Consider the following 13,003-nt stretch of genomic DNA (forward strand, 5'->3'; position numbering starts at 1 on the left):
TGCGACCTGGCCAAGACCCGTACTTAGTACCGGTATTGACGCACGATCAGTTATCCATTCGTGACGCGTGGGGCGGCGGGGAGTGCAGGGATTCGGAATCGAATACCTGCGATGCGTGCTGGTTGCCCGATGTGCCGCCGTACGCGCGGAAACGCCGTTTCGCGAGGAGGCCGTCCGTTTCGCGAGGAGGCCGTCCGTCCGCAGCGGGCGACCAACAGCAAAGGCGAGGAGATACCTCTCCTCGCCACTATCAATCTATAGCGCACCGGGGGGCTTGCGGCAAGACCCCGGTGGTACCGCAGAATCGGCGGCGCAAAGCTGGAACCTGCGGAAACGGGGAGTTGCGAAGTGCGTGTGCTGTTGACGTCATGGGGGTCGCGCGGGGATGTCGAACCGCTGGCGGGACTGGCGGTGGAGTTGCGGGAACTGGGAGCGGAGGTGCTGGTGTGTGTGCCGCCGGACGAGGATTTCGGTGCGCTGCTGGCGCGGGTCGGCGTGCCGCTGGTGCCGCTCGGCCCGACGGTGCGCTCGGTGGTCGCCGGCACGGAGCCGCCGTCGGCGGAGGACGCGTTCCGGCTCGCCCCCGAGCTGGTCGCAGCGCGGTTCGACACGCTCACCGCGGCGGCCGAGGGATGTGACGTGCTGCTGGCGACCGGTCTGCTGCCGGCCGGAGCACGGGACGTGGCCGGGAGACTGGGCATCCGCTACGTGTACGCGTGCTTCCACATCTTCGGACTGCCGTCGCGGCGCTTCCGCCCGGGGGACTGCCGGGCATGCCGACCCCGCAGGACGAGACCGACAACCAGGTGCTGTGGGAGAAGCACGCCCAGGGGATGAACGCGTTGTACGGGGAGGCGCTCAACAGCCACCGGGCGGCGATCGGACTGCCGCCGGTGGACAACGTCCGCGACCACGTCTACACCGACCGGCCGTGGCTGGCGGCGGACGCGACGCTGTGTCCGTCGCAGGGCATGACCGACCTCGACGTCCTGCAGACCGGCGCGTGGATCCTGCCCGACGACCGGCCGCTCCCGGAGCGGCTGGAGGCGTTCCTGGAGGCGGGCGCACCACCGGTGTACGTGGGCTTCGGCAGCATGGCCGCGCACGCCCCGAAGGGCATCGCCCGGGTGGCCGTCGAAGCGAACCGTGCGCAGGGCCGCCGCGTAATCATCGCCCGCGGCTGGGCGGACCTGGCCCCGATCGACGACGCCGACGACTGCTTCGTCGTCGGCGAGGTCAACCAGCAGAAGCTGTTCCGGCGGGTGGCCGCCGTGGTGCACCACGGCGGCGCGGGCACCACGGCGACGGCGGCCCGGGCCGGCGCGCCTCAGGTGGTGGTCCCCCAGATCGGGGACCAGCCGTACTGGGCCGCCCGCGTGGCCGAGCTGGGCATCGGCGTGGCTCACGAAGGCCGGACGCCGACCTTCGACTCCCTGTCCGCCGCGCTCACCATGGCCCTGACCCCCGAGATCCGGGCCCGCGCGAAGGCCGTGGCCGGCACGATCCGCACCGACGGGGCGACGGTGGCCGCGAAACTGCTGCTCGAAGCAGCCGGCCAGGAAGAGCCGCCCGTGTCCGTGTGAACCGCACGCCACTGGTGCGCCCTCCGGGGTCAGGACCGGAGGGCGCACCCGTCGTGGGGTCGGCATGCCGCGGACGGGGTGGGGCCGCCAACTACCCGGCCCCGGGCCCCGCCACCGAGGTCTCCGCCGTCACCTCCAGCGCCGCACGCAGCGGCAGTTCGGCCGACGAGGAGCCCACGAACAGGGCGACGTCGCCGGGCTCGGTGCGCCAGCCGGAGTGTTCCGGCGACCAGTACTGGAAGGCTCGCGGTGCGATGCGGATGGTCGCCGTCACCGTCTCACCCGGTTCGGCCCGGACGGCGGCGTACCCCGCGAGCCGGCGCTCCGGTCCGCGCGCCGATCCGTCCGGCGGTCGGGAGAGGTACACCTGGACCACCTCCCGGCCCGCCCGCGCGCCGGTGTTGCGCAGACGGACGTCGACCGTCAGGGCGGCTCCCGCGGCGAGCGTTCCGGGGGCCGAGACGCCCTCGTAGCTCCAGCTGGTGTAGCCGAGGCCGTGCCCGAACCAGAAGGCCGGCTCGTTCGTCGCGTGCAGCCACGCCTGGTAGCCGATCCGGGGGCCTTCCGCGTAGTGCAGGACGCCGTCGACGGGCACGGTGTCGAGCACCGGGACATCCTCGGTTCGGGCCGCCCAGGTGGTGGGGAGCCGGCCCCCCGGTTCCGCGGCGCCGAAGAGCACATCGGCCAGCCCGTCGCCCGCCTCCTGCCCGGGGAACCAGCCGAGGAGGATGGCCGGAACCGCCGCCCGCCAGGGCATGGCGACCGGTCCGCCGGAGTTCACGATGACCACGGTGCGCGGATTGACGGCCGCGACGGCGGCCACCAGCTCGTCCTGCCGCCCCGGCAGGGCCAGCCCCGGACGGTCGAACCCCTCGCTCTCGAACTCGTCGGTGGTGCCCACCACCACGATCGCCAGCTCCGCGGATCCGGCGAGTTCCACCGCCGCCGCCAGCTCCGCGTCCTCGTCACGGCGCGGCGGGTCGGCGGCCAGCGCCACCGCGTACCCGGAACCGGCCTCCATCCGGCGGCGGGCCACCAGCCGTACGTCCTGGCCGGCCTCGGCCTGCCAGGCCACCTGGCGGAACGACGGCGCGACATGGAGGTAGGTGGGGTCCCGGGACTCGGGCGTCACGTACTCGTCGATCAGTGCCCGGCCGTCGACCAGGAGGCTCACCTGGCCGAGCCCCACCACGGCGAACTGCCACTCCCCGGACCGGGCCGGCCGGAGCAGGGCGCTGACCTCGACGGTGGTCGCCGCGCTGATGTCGGCGCCATCATCGGTGGGTTCGAGGATCCGGCCGCTGAGCCGGTGCTCGACGTGCACCTCGGCATCCTGGTCGTCGAGGTAGCGCACCAGGATGCCGGGTTCACCCGTACGCGGATCGCGGGCGTCCCGGGCCGACAGCGGTGTCGGGCGGGCGGTGAGGAAGACGCCCGCGCAGTGCTGGACCTCGGCGATACCGGCCAGCGCGCCGCGGATGCCCTCCAGGGGTGAGAGCGCGGTAGCGGGGAAGACACCGGCGCTGCCGCCGCCCTGGATCCGGGCGGCGGCGGCGTTCGGCCCGATCACCGCGACCGTCCGCAGCCGTGTGCGGTCCAGCGGCAGCAGGGCCTCCTCGTTGCGCAGCAGGACCGCCCCGGCGGCGACGGCGCGGCGCAGCAGAGTCCGCGCCGCAGCGGGGGAGGGCGCGGGCGCGGGGAAGGAGTGGGGCGGTTGGCCGGCCAGGGCGCCGACGCGGGCGGCGAGCCGCAGAATACGGCGGATCTTCTCGTCGATCGCGGCCTCGGGGACGGTGCCGTCCTCGACCGCCCGCACCAGCGCCGCGCCCCACAGGGGGTTCGGTCCCGGCATGGACAGGTCCTGGGCCGCGCGGGCCGAGGCGGCGGTGGAGCGCACCGCGCCCCAGTCCGAGACCACCAGGCCGTCGAAGCCCCACTCACCCTTCAGCGGCTCGTCGAGCAGCGGGCTCTCCGACATGGCGGTGCCGTTGACGGCGTTGTACGCCGACATCACCACCCAGGCGCCGGCCTGGACGGCGGCTTCGAAGGGCGCCAGATACACCTCCCGCAGGGTGCGTTCGTCGATGTGCGCGTCCAGGGTGAGCCGTTCGGTCTCGGAGTCATTGGCCACGTAGTGCTTGGCGGTGGCCGCTACCCCGCCGCTCTGCACCCCGCGTACGTACGCGGCGCCGGTGCGGCCGGTGAGCAGCGGATCCTCGGAGAAGCACTCGAAGTGACGGCCGCCGACCGGGGAACGGTGCAGGTTGAGGGTGGGCGCGAGCAGGACGTCGATCCGCTTCCGGCGGGCCTCACCCGCCAGCAGGCCGCCGAGTTCCTCGACGAGTTCCTCGTCCCAGCAGGCGGCGAGCGCCGTGGGGGACGGGAGGGTGAGGGCGGCGTCGCGTTCGTCCCAGCGCTCGCCCCGCACGCCGACCGGGCCGTCGGAGAACGTGATGGCCCGGAGTCCGACGGCGGGCTCCGCCGGGGTGCGGAACACCGCGGAGCCGGAGAGCAGGCGCACCTTGGCCGGCAGATCGAGCTTGGCGACGAGCCGGTCCAGCTCCTCGGTGGACGGCAGCGGAACGGCGTCCGGGGGTACGGAGACGCCGGCCGGAACGGGGACGGGCGGTTCGGAGGGGTCCTCTGCGGTCACAGTCATCCCTTCATCGCTCCCTGCATGATTCCGTCGAGGATCTGGCGGCCCATCAGAAGGAAGACCACGATGATCGGCAGGCTGGAGACCAGCGTGCCGGCGAGTACGAGTGAGTTGTCCCGGAAGTAGCCGCTGGCCAGTTCCGACAGGGACAGCTGGACGGTGGGGTTCTGCTGCGTCATGACGACCTTGGGCCAGTAGAAGTCGTTCCAGGTGGCCATGAAGGTCAGCATCCCCAGCACCGCCATCGCCGGGCGGGCGGCGGGCACCACGACGTGCCAGCACAGGCCGCGGGTGGTACAGCCGTCCATCCGTCCCGCGTCGAGCAGTTCGTCGGGGACGGCGGTGACGAGGTACTGGCGCATGAAGAAGACGCCGAAGGCGTTGGCGATGGAGGGGACGATGAGCGCCTGGAGGTGGTCGGTCCAGTGCAGCCAGTTCGCCATCATGATGTAGAGCGGGATGATGCCGAGCTGCGTGGGCACCATCATCGTCGCCACGACGGCCCCGAGCAGGCCGTTGCGGCCCCGGAAGCGCAGCTTCGCGAAGGCGAAGCCGGCCAGGGTCGAGGTGGCGATCACCGAGACCGTCACCAGTGAGGAGACGATCACCGAGTTGAGCAGGGCCAGTTGCATGTCCGACTGGCTGAAGACCCGGCCGAGGTTGGACCACAGGCGGGAGCCGGGCAGCAGGACGGGTGGCATGCGGGTGATCGAGGCGTTGTCGCGGGACGCGGCCACCACCGTCCAGTAGAGCGGGAAGAGCGAGAGCAGGACCACCACGGCCAGCACGGCGTAGATACCCCGTCCGGCGGTGAGCTGGCTGTTGCGGCCCTTGCGGGGACGTCGGAGCGACGGCGCGCCGTCGCTCCGGAACGGGACCCGGGCGGGTGTCGTTGCCTGCGCCTGTGCCGGTGCGCTCATGCGGCGTCGACTCCCTTCATACGTCGCGCGAGGACGAAGTTCAGCGCGACGATGAGGACGATCACCAGGAACATCGCCCAGGAGATCGCAGCCCCGTAGCCGTACTTGAACTTGCCCCAGAACTGGTCGTACGTGTAGAGCGCCATCGTCTGGAACTGGTGTTGCGAGCCGCCGGCCATGGGCGTCTGGCTGGCGCTGAACAGCAGCGGCTCACCGAACATCTGCAGCGCTCCGATGGTCGAGGTGATGACGGTGAACAGAATCGTCGGACGCAGCATCGGGACGGTGATGCTGCGGAACTGCCGCCACCGGCTCGCCCCGTCGATGGCGGCGGCCTCGTACAGCTCGAACGGCACGGCCTGCATGGCGGCGAGGTAGATCAGGGCGTTGTAGCCGGTCCAGCGCCAGGTGACGATGCAGGAGATGCCCACCCAGGAGGACAGGGTGCCGGCCTGCCAGTCGGTGTGGCCGGCGCCGAACAGGCCGAGCACCCAGTTCACCAGCCCGTAGTCCCGGCCGAAGAGCTGGACGAAGATGATGGTGACGGCGGCCACCGAGGTGACGTTCGGCAGCAGCACCCCCATCCGGATGAAGGTGCGCCCGCGCAACCGGTAGTTGAGCAGATGGGCCAGCCCGAGCGCGAGCAGCAGTTGCGGAACGGTCGACAGGACGCCGATGCCCAGGGTGTTCTTCAGCGCGTTCCAGAAGAACTGGTCGTGCAGCAGCGTCCGGTAGTTGTCCAGTCCGACGAAGGTGTGCTCGCTGCCGTCGGTGTCGGCCCGCCATCCGGTCAGGGAGACGTACGCGGTGTACAGCAGCGGGAAGAGGCCGAAAACGGCGAACACCAGGAAGAACGGGGCGATGTAGAGGTAGGGCGAGGAGGTGCGCTCCAGGCGGCGCCAGGCGAACCGGGAGGGCCCCCGGGCGAGGGGAGCCGCAGCCGTACCGGCGGCGGGTGGTGATTCGGTCGACACGGCCATGGCGGCGTACTCCTTGCGGGCGGGGATCGGGAAGCCGGGCGGGTCAGCCGCCGGTCAGCCGCCGATGTTGGCGATCTCGGCGAGGGAGTTCTTCCAGGCCTTGTCCGGGGTGGCCTTGCCCTGCTCCACGGAGACCAGGCCGTTGCCGAAGACATTGCCGATGTCACCGCCGTGCGCGCCCAGCGGCTGCGGGTTCAGCGCCTTCGCCGACTCGGAGAAGATCTTTCCGGTGGGCGCGTTGTTGAACAGCGGGTCGGTGAAGGACGCGATGTCCGGCTGGCTCCACAGCGCCTGGTCGGAAGGGAAGTACCCCTTGTTCTTGAACAGCCACGCCTCCTGGGCCGGCGCGCTGAGCCACTTGGCCAGCTCCACGGCCGCCGCGGTGTGCTTCCCCTGGGTCGGAACCGTCAGGTACGAACCGCCCCAGTTGCCCCCGCCGCCGGGAATCCTGGCCATGTCCCACGTACCGCCGCCGACGGGCGGGTTGGCCTTGAACTCGTAACTCATCCAGGCGGGGCACGTGACGGTGGCGAACTGGCTCTTCTGGAAGCCGGTGTCCCACGCGGGGGTGAACGCGGCGATACCGGCGGACTCGCCGTCCTTGACGGCGGCGCCCACCTGGTCGAAGGCCTGCTTGACCGCCGGGTTGGAGTCGGCGATGACCTTGCCCGAGTCGTCGTAGAAGCCCTGCGGCGACTGCGCGGTCATCGCGGAGAAGACGTTGCTGCCCGCGTCGAACCACTTGGCCTTCTTGTCCGGGCTCTTGGCCAGGAACTGCTTGCCGGTGGCGAAGTAGGCGTTCCAGTCCGTGAGCAGCGCCGAGACCTGGTCACGGTCGGTGGGCAGGCCCGCCTTCTTGAAGAGGTCGCTGCGGTAGCAGAGCGCCATGCCGCCCATGTCGGTCCCGAGGCCGTACAGGGACGTGCCGTCCTTGCTGCTGGCGGGCTTGGTCTTGGACGGCACCCACTGGTTCCTGTCGACGCCGTGGTCGAGGAAGTTCACGAACTTGCCCGCCTGCCCCTGGAAGCCGGCGATCTGCCCGATCTCCACGGCCTCGATGTCGGCGGTGCCGCTGCCGGCCATCAGGTGGGCGTGCAGGTTCTGGTGGTGCGCCCCCATGTCGGCGCGGTTCTCCTTGATCGTGATGTTGGGGTGCAGCTGGTGGTACTGGGCGTAGAGATCCTTGTAGCCGAAGTCGGAGAAGAGGTTGACGGTGAGCGTGATCCTGACGTTCGCGCTGTCGGCGGCCGGCTTGGCGTCGCTGCCGCCGCAGGCGGTGACGAGCAGCGCGCCGACGAGCGTGGCACCGACGGCGGCGAGCCGGGTCGTACGTCTGGTGAGGGTGTCGCGCATGGTGGGTCCTCGGTGGCTGGGGGTGGGAGAGCACGGGGCGAACGGTGTTGGAACGCGTTGGGAGAGCGCTCTCCCGCTGCCGTAGATTCCTGCCGGAGGGTCATGCCTGTCAAGGGTTCGCGACGGATGCGGGACGGGGAATCCACGCCATGGCCGAGTCAATGCCAACAACCCTGACAATTCACCGACATGGAGCGGCCGGCAGAACCCCCGATCCGGTCACAACGCTTGACACTCCGGAAACGCGAAGGAAACCATCACCCCACTCAGAGAGCGCTCTCCCGGCGCTCCGCCCCCACGCCCCGGACAGGACTCCCGGTATGCGACCTCCCCCCTCCGCCGCCGCACGGCGCGGCGGCCTCCCTCCCGCACTCCGACTGACGGCCCCGCTCGTGATCGCGTTCTGCCTCGCGCTCTACGCGCTGATCGCACCGGTCGGCCGCGCGCACGCCGCCGACCCCGTTCTGCTGTCCCAGGGCAGGCCCGCGCTCGCCTCGTCCGCCGAAGGGGACGGCCTGGCGGCCACCGCCGCGGTCGACGGCAACGCCGGCACCCGCTGGGCCAGCGCGTGGAGCGACCCGCAGTGGCTCCAGGTCGACCTCGGCCGCTCGTCGGCCGTCAGCCAGGTCGTCCTGAAGTGGGAGAACCACGCGACCGCTTACAAGATCCAGGTCTCCGACGACGGCACCACCTGGACCACGCCCTACTCCACGACCACCGGCGCGGGCGGCACCGAGACCCTCGCCATCTCGGCCACCGGCCGCTACGTCCGGATGTACGGCACCGCCCGGGTCAACGGCTACGGCTACTCGCTGTGGGAGTTCCAGGTCTACGGCGGCGATGGCGGCCCCACCGACCCGCCGCCCACCGACCCGCCGCCGGCCGGTGACTGGACCACCGTGTGGAACGAGGACTTCACCGGCGCGGCCAACACCGCACCCTCCGCCGGCAACTGGATCACCCGGACCGGCACGTCCTACCCCGGTGGCCCGGCGAACTGGGGCACCGGCGAGGTCGAGACCGCTTCCGACTCCACGGCCAACGTCGGCCTCGACGGCGGCGGCAACCTGAACATCACCGCGCTGAAGAACGGCGACGCGTGGACATCGGGCCGGATCGAGACCCGGCGCAGCGACTTCGCCGCGCCGGCCGGCGGACAACTGCAGATCTCCGCGACGATCAGGCAGCCCAACCCCGCCAACGCGATCGGCTACTGGCCGTCCTTCCGCGCCACCGGCGCCGGCTACCGCGGCAACCCCGCCGCCTGGCCCGCCGTCGGGGAGACCGACATCATGGCGGACGTGCACGGCCGCAGCCAGCAGGCGGCGACCCTGCACTGCGGCACCGCCCCCGGCGGCAACTGCGACGAGTACACCGGCCTGAGCAGCGGACTGGCGAACTGCACCGGCTGCCAGACCGGCTTCCACACCTACTCCGAGATCATCGACCGCTCGAAGTCCGACGAACAGATCCGCTGGTACCTCGACGGCAAGCAGATCTGGCAGGTCAACGAGTCACAGACCGGGGTCAGCACCTGGGACGCGGCCGTCCACCACGGCTTCTTTCTCTCCCTGAACCTGTCGATCGGCGGTTCGTACCCCAACAGCATCTGCGGCTGCACCTCCCCGACCGCCGCCACCAGCTCCGGCGGCACCCTCAGCGTGGGTCAGGTCACCGTCTCGCAGACCACCGGCCCGGCGCCCGCGCCGCTCACCGACCCGCCGGTGCCCACCGGCGCCAGCGACGTGCACGTCACCGGCGGCCAGGGCAACTGGCAGCTCAAGGTCAACGGCGCCCCCTACCAGGTCAAGGGCATCACCTGGGGACCCTCCAACGACACCGCAGGCGCCCACATGCGCGATCTGAAGTCGATGGGGGTCAACACGCTGCGCGACTGGGGCACGGACGCGGGCAGCAAGGCGCTGCTGGACAGCGCCTCCGCCTACGGCCTGAAGGTCATCAACGGCTTCTGGCTCAACCAGGGCGCGGACTACGTCAACGACGCTGCGTACAAGGCCGCCGCCCTCGCCGACATCAAGAAGTGGGTGACCACCTACAAGGACCATCCCGGCGTCCTGATGTGGGACGTCGGCAACGAGGTGCTGCTCACCATGCAGGACCACTACTCGGGACCCGCGATCGGGCAACAGCGCGTCGCCTACGCCCAGTTCGTCGAGCAGGTCACCCAGGCGATCCACGCCATCGACCCCAACCACCCCGTGACCTCCACCGACGCCTGGACCGGCGCCTGGGCGTACTACAAGGCGAGCACCCCGAGCCTGGACCTGTACGCCGTCAACTCCTACGGCGCGGTCTGCGACGTCAGGAAGAACTGGACCGACGGCGGCTACACCAAGCCGTACATCGTCACCGAGTCCGGCGAGGCCGGTGAGTGGGAGGTGCCCAACGACGCGAACGGCGTCCCGACCGAGCCCACCGACATCCAGAAGCAGGACGGCTACCTCAGCGCCTGGAACTGCATTTCCGGGCACGCCGGGGTCGCACTCGGCGCCACGCTGTTCCACTACGGCAACGAGAACGATTTCGGCGGCATCTGGTTCAACGTCCGCCCCAGCGGCTGGAAGCGGCTTGCCTACTATTCCGTCGCCAAGGACTACGGCGGCACCCCGCAGACCAACACCCCGCCGGTGATCAGCGCGATGAGCCTGAACAACACCACGACCGTGCCGGCCGGCGGCACCTTCACGGTCAGCACCACCACCTCCGACCCGGACGGCGACGCGCTGCGCTACCAGCTGATGTACACCAGCAAATACGTCGACGGGAACACCGGCTTCCAGCAGGTCACCTTCACCCAGACCGGCGACGGCCGCTTCACCGTCACCGCCCCGAAGACGCTGGGGGTGTGGAAGGTCTACGTCTACGCCTACGACGGGCACGGCAACGTGGGCATCGAGACCAGGTCCTTCCGGGTGACCGCCCCACCGGTCAACGGCACCAACGTCGCCCTCGGCAGGCCGACCACCGCGTCGACCTACCAGTCGCAGGGCAACGGCGCGCCCTTCCCACCGTCCAACACCACGGACGGCAAGTGGGACACCCGCTGGGCCAGTGAGTGGAGCGACCCGCAGTGGCTCCAGGTGGACCTGGGCCAGGTCACCGCACTGCACCACGTGCAGCTCGGCTGGGAGGGCGCCTACGGCAAGGCGTACCAGGTCCAGACGTCGAACGACGGGACCAACTGGAGCACGGCCTACTCCACCACGACCGGCACCGGCGGTATCGAGGACCTCGCCGTCAACGCGTCCGGACGATACGTGCGGCTGAACATGACGCAGCGCGGGACCGCGTACGGCTACTCGCTGTACGAGTTCGGCGTCTACAGCTGACGGCGGCCGGCGGCGGCCGGCGTATCTGGTGACGACCTCGGCCGGCCCGGTGAGTGACCGGGCCGGCCGAGTGCTGTGCACGGAGAGCGCTGAGGTGGGGGTGGAGTGCTGAGCTGGGGGGGGAGTGTGGTGCCTGTGGTTCTGGTGGTGCCTGTGGTGCCGGACTACGGGAGGACGTACTGGTCGTTGAGGGCGGCGCCGGCCTCGGGGTGGGTCTGGTCGTAGCCGCGGGCGTCGCACTGCAGGCCGCCGTCGATGCAGTGGGTGACCAGGGCGCTGAGGGTGGGTGCGTCCCAGGCGTTGTAGAAGTCGTAGTGGAACGAGAAGGCCCGGCCGCTGGAGAGCCGGACCTGGGACATGTCCCCGGAGACCGGGAAGGCCATCTTGAACTCGATCATCGGCAGGGCGACCGGGTGGTCCGCCGTGCACCGGCCGTTGACCGGGTAGGCCATGTGGCTCTTGTGGTCGGGGGTGTCCAGGTACTTGCCGTCCCAGCAACTGGGGGCCTGGTAGCGGATGTTGAGCTGGCTGCCCGGCGTGCAGGTGACCGGGAAGTCGATGTTGTGGTAGCTGTCACCGCACTCCCAACCCGCCACGTACCCAGGGTCCTGCCGGAACTGGTCGGCGGTCGCCATCGGGCTGCCGACGACGAAGCGCAGTCCCTTGGGGAACGGCCGGACGCTGGTGTAGTCGATGAGATTGGTCTTGTAGTAGATGACCTGGGGCCCGATCGGCTTGATGACCTGGTTGCCGTTGTAGAGCGTCGGCATCCAGTAACCGCTCTTGTCGCCGGGCGCCTTGCACGAGGTGCCGCCGGCGTTCAGCGATGCCTGGGTGCTGTTCGCGTCCGTCGTGGTGTTGCCCATGAAGGTGTGATCGTGCGAGGCGCCGGGCTGACCGGGGTAGACGATCGGATCGTCCGGGATGTTGCGGGTGACCGAGCAGTTGGCCTGGAACTCGTGGAAGTACCGGTTGGGCGGGGTGGCCTGGGACGGGACCACGCCGGTGACCTGCGGGTCGGCGAGTACGTAGGTCCCGGCCGGGGCCGCCATCATGGCGGCGGTGTGCCCGAGGTGGGACGCCGCCTGGGCGGCGGGGTCGGCGCCAGGGGTGGCGGTGGCGCCGATCGTATTCAACCCGAACGCCACCAGAGCGGCGGCGGTGGCGATCAGACCACCGGAGAAGAGTCTGGACTTGCGTACCATGCGGGCCTCCAAGACCTGCGGGAGAGCGCTCTCCGAAAGCGTCAACAGTGTTTCGCCGGCCGCGCGAACATGTCAATAGAAGATGAACTCGCGGGCATAAAGAGGGTGTTGAGGGGGTAATGTTCCGGTCCGGCTCGGGTGGGCCCGTCCGCCTGCTTCTCCTGGCCGCCGTCGCCAACGCCCTTGGGGGAGCGCTCTCCAGCACCGAAGGGCCGGGTGCACCGTCAGCGCCAACGAGACGGCTCTCTGCTGATCGTGGTCACGGACCGTGCCGTCATTGTCCAGGCGCGGGTGCGGGACCGTTCCCTGGCCGGGCATGAACAATCGCCCGACCGCGACGGCCGGACTTCTTTCGGTGGCGGGGGAGACCTCTTCCAGCCCGGATCACGGCGCCGGTCCACGGCGCGCAGGGGTCCAACCGACGGCCTGTCCCGTCCTCCTCCGGCGAGCAGGGGCGCCCGCTGTGCGGGGGATCGCGTTCAGTGCGGCGGGACGGTGGCGGCCGTGCCGGCGCGCACCGCGTGGACCACCTCGTCGTGCAGCGTCCGGCTCTCCGTCTCCGACGGGCAGGGGATGGGGCTGCCGGTCATCGTGAACCAGTCCGATGAGCCGCTGTACTGCACGGCGACCCGTGCCTCGCCGCCGGACCAGGTGGTGTGCACAGTGAGGTCGCCCGTCAGGATTCCGGCCTCGTCGGTGCGCACCCCGCCACGGCCGGCGAAGACACCTGTGGTTGTCCATGACGCCCAGCTCATCTCTCCACTGTCACACTTCTGGCGGATCCCGGCGAGCGGGGGACGGCGGGCCTTCCGGAGGCCCTGCAGAGACCACTCGGAGGCCCCGCGGGGCCTCCGGCAGGGCCCCTCGGCGGCCCAACTGAGCGGAATGTCCTCCAAGGGGTTCTTTCAGGATCACAAAGCTTCAATAAGGGAACAAATTACGTCATATATAAGGGC

General features: G+C 70.3%; 7 protein-coding genes and 1 pseudogene. 2 read left to right on the top strand and 6 right to left on the bottom strand.

The genetic code is table 11. The features are described from left to right. Window positions 1-348: 348 nt before the first annotated feature. A pseudogene (locus tag LNW73_RS33390) lies at window positions 349-1,583 on the top strand (glycosyltransferase). Window positions 1,584-1,674: 91 nt separating this feature from the next. On the opposite strand, the gene LNW73_RS33395 reads toward LNW73_RS33390, so the two are convergent. The 4 genes from LNW73_RS33395 to LNW73_RS33410 are packed head-to-tail and all read right to left on the bottom strand — an operon-like array spanning window position 1,675 to window position 7,492. Next, window positions 1,675-4,242 carry a glycoside hydrolase family 3 C-terminal domain-containing protein gene (locus LNW73_RS33395; protein ID WP_250992563.1) on the bottom strand — a complete coding sequence of 856 codons (2,568 nt, stop codon included), beginning with the start codon at window positions 4,240-4,242 and terminating at the stop codon, window positions 1,675-1,677. Continuing rightward, a complete protein-coding gene (locus tag LNW73_RS33400; RefSeq protein WP_250992564.1) occupies window positions 4,239-5,159 on the bottom strand; it encodes a carbohydrate ABC transporter permease in 921 nt (306 codons plus the stop codon). The genes LNW73_RS33395 and LNW73_RS33400 overlap by 4 nt, the downstream gene beginning before the upstream one ends. Further along, complete coding sequence (locus tag LNW73_RS33405; RefSeq protein ID WP_250992565.1) at window positions 5,156-6,139, bottom strand: carbohydrate ABC transporter permease; 984 nt, start codon at window positions 6,137-6,139, stop codon at window positions 5,156-5,158. The genes LNW73_RS33400 and LNW73_RS33405 overlap by 4 nt, the downstream gene beginning before the upstream one ends. 54 nt (window positions 6,140-6,193) lie before the next feature. Then, complete coding sequence (locus LNW73_RS33410) at window positions 6,194-7,492, bottom strand: ABC transporter substrate-binding protein (protein WP_250992566.1); 1,299 nt, start codon at window positions 7,490-7,492, stop codon at window positions 6,194-6,196. 320 nt (window positions 7,493-7,812) lie between these two features. Here LNW73_RS33410 and LNW73_RS36845 point away from each other — a divergent pair, with 320 nt between their 5' ends. Next, on the top strand, window positions 7,813-10,842 hold the full coding sequence (locus LNW73_RS36845) for a galactose-binding domain-containing protein (protein WP_250992567.1): 3,030 nt from the start codon (window positions 7,813-7,815) through the stop codon (window positions 10,840-10,842). Between the two features lie 164 nt (window positions 10,843-11,006). Here the strand turns inward: LNW73_RS36845 and LNW73_RS33420 are convergent, their stop codons facing one another. Both LNW73_RS33420 and LNW73_RS33425 read right to left on the bottom strand, forming a co-directional pair. Next, on the bottom strand, window positions 11,007-12,047 hold the full coding sequence (locus LNW73_RS33420) for a DUF1996 domain-containing protein (protein ID WP_250973940.1): 1,041 nt from the start codon (window positions 12,045-12,047) through the stop codon (window positions 11,007-11,009). A gap of 479 nt (window positions 12,048-12,526) precedes the next feature. Then, window positions 12,527-12,802, bottom strand: a complete 276-nt coding sequence (locus LNW73_RS33425; protein WP_250992568.1) for a hypothetical protein — start codon at window positions 12,800-12,802, stop codon at window positions 12,527-12,529. Window positions 12,803-13,003: the final 201 nt, after the last annotated feature.

The sequence above is a fragment of the Streptomyces sp. RKAG337 genome (assembly GCF_023701715.1).
In the GTDB taxonomy this organism is placed as follows: Bacteria; Actinomycetota; Actinomycetes; order Streptomycetales; family Streptomycetaceae; genus Actinacidiphila.

Bases quoted from the DNA above. Each gene is read 5' to 3' on its own strand.
- LNW73_RS33395 (WP_250992563.1), bottom strand. From the start codon at position 4,242: ATGACTGTGACCGCAGAGGACCCCTCCGAACCGCCCGTCCCCGTTCCG.
- LNW73_RS33400 (WP_250992564.1), bottom strand. From the start codon at position 5,159: ATGAGCGCACCGGCACAGGCGCAGGCAACGACACCCGCCCGGGTCCCG.
- LNW73_RS33405 (WP_250992565.1), bottom strand. From the start codon at position 6,139: ATGGCCGTGTCGACCGAATCACCACCCGCCGCCGGTACGGCTGCGGCT.
- LNW73_RS33410 (WP_250992566.1), bottom strand. From the start codon at position 7,492: ATGCGCGACACCCTCACCAGACGTACGACCCGGCTCGCCGCCGTCGGT.
- LNW73_RS36845 (WP_250992567.1), top strand. From the start codon at position 7,813: ATGCGACCTCCCCCCTCCGCCGCCGCACGGCGCGGCGGCCTCCCTCCC.
- LNW73_RS33420 (WP_250973940.1), bottom strand. From the start codon at position 12,047: ATGGTACGCAAGTCCAGACTCTTCTCCGGTGGTCTGATCGCCACCGCC.
- LNW73_RS33425 (WP_250992568.1), bottom strand. From the start codon at position 12,802: ATGAGCTGGGCGTCATGGACAACCACAGGTGTCTTCGCCGGCCGTGGC.